Here is a 1754-nt window from a genome sequence, read left to right as displayed (position 1 = left end):
TGCTTCCAAAAAAAGAAAAAATGAGCCCTGAATATGCGCAAAAACTTGGTGAGTTTGCCTACGTTTGGGGATGGCCAATGGTAAATATGTTAAATCGTAGAGCTACTATTACAAAAGCACCAAAGCCTGCCTATTTAAATGGTGTGTTACCTGTGGCACCGCAAGGGCAATTAGCAATGCTTAATGACTATATCACTCCTGACGAAACATTTGTTACCTGTCCAAATCAGGATGTGGTATATGGATTGGGTTTCTTTGATTTAGACTCGCAGCCTGTTGTGATACAAGTTCCTGATTTTAAAGACCGTTTTTGGGTATATGCTTTATATGATCAAAGAACAAATCAATTTGGACAATTAGGTAAACCTTATGGAACAAAACCTGGTTTTTATTTACTTGTAGGTCCAAATTGGAAAGGAGAAAAACCAACAGGAATTACAGACGTTGTAAAATCTCCGACAACTTTGGCAAATTCTATTCCGAGAGTATTCCAAAATGATACAAAAGAAGATAAACAAGCTATTCAGCCTGTTATAAACCAAATTGTTGCTTATCCTCTTTCTGAATTTGATGGTAAGATAAAAACTATAGTTTATAAAAAATTACCTGTTATACAAGGTCCTGCCTCTGATGGTAAAGAAACCAAATGGGTAGTGCCTGAAAAGTTTTTTGATGAAAATCAATTGGGCAAGGTATTAGAAATTTTACCACCGCTAGAAGGGGAACAAGAGTTGTATGCTCAATTGAAAGAGCTGTTAGCTGCAGCTAAATCAGATCCTGCTATAAAAGAAGCTCTGGTTCAAACAGCTCAAAAAACGGAAGAAAATACAATTAAAAGTTTTTTTCTTTGGAAAAACAACGGAGTAGCAGCAGGGAATGGCTGGAATCGTTCGTATTACAGTGCGGATTGGACCGGTTCTGGAAAATATGATTACTATAACAGGGCAGCAACTGCAAAATCGAACATGTTTGATAACAGACCTAACGAAACACAATACTATTATACTGATATGGCATCAGATAAATCACAGCTGGAAGGTAAAAATAATTATAAAATTACTTTTGCTAGCGGTCAGGAACCTCCTGTAGACGGTTTTTGGTCTTTGACCTTATATAATGAGCATCATTTATTCTCTAAAAATAGCATAAACCGTTATTCACTAGGTACAAAAAACAAAGGCCTTAAGAAGAATAAAGACGGGTCGTTGACCATTATTGTGAGTTCAGTTTCTCCCGGAGCTGAGATGGAGAGCAACTGGCTGCCATCTCCAAAGGGTACATTTTCTTTATACATACGAGCTTATTGGGGCAAAGAGGGCGTTACAAAAGGCACTTGGACACCTCCTGTAATTACTAAGTATTGAATTTTTGATGATGATAATTTAGTGAGCCAAATGAAATGACAGAGTAATAAATGAATTTGTATGGATGATCTCTGGGTTGTAATGTATCCTTTTCATATGAACAGTAATAGTGCAAAGCCAAATACTGAAGGTACCATTACACTTAAATTTTAATGGCGGTCCCGATGCCATTAACAATATAAAGGTTCCTGAACACTGGAATGCATTATTCAGATGTTATCTTCCTTTTGCTGCAGAAAGTATTGTAGAACACAGAAAAGATTTCGTAAAAAATCACAGAGAGGTAGAAGTGAAATAAGATTAATAAATTTTTAAAATTTAGTATTATGAAAAATAAATATTTTAATTTATTTCTCTCAGCGCTATTTTTAGTAGCTGGCTACAGAGGAA

Annotated in this window: 1 protein-coding gene; it reads left to right on the top strand. The window is 35.7% G+C overall.

Annotation, left to right across the window (positions count from 1 at the left end):
- The coding region (locus JC605_RS23520) for a DUF1254 domain-containing protein (RefSeq protein WP_233074225.1) at window positions 1–1364 on the top strand (1364 nt) is incomplete at its 5' end.
- Window positions 1365–1754 lie beyond the last annotated feature (390 nt).

The organism is Flavobacterium sp. IB48 (assembly GCF_016405855.1).
Taxonomy (GTDB): Bacteria; Bacteroidota; Bacteroidia; order Flavobacteriales; family Flavobacteriaceae; genus Flavobacterium; species Flavobacterium ginsengisoli.
This window is presented reverse-complemented; position numbering and strand designations above follow the sequence as displayed.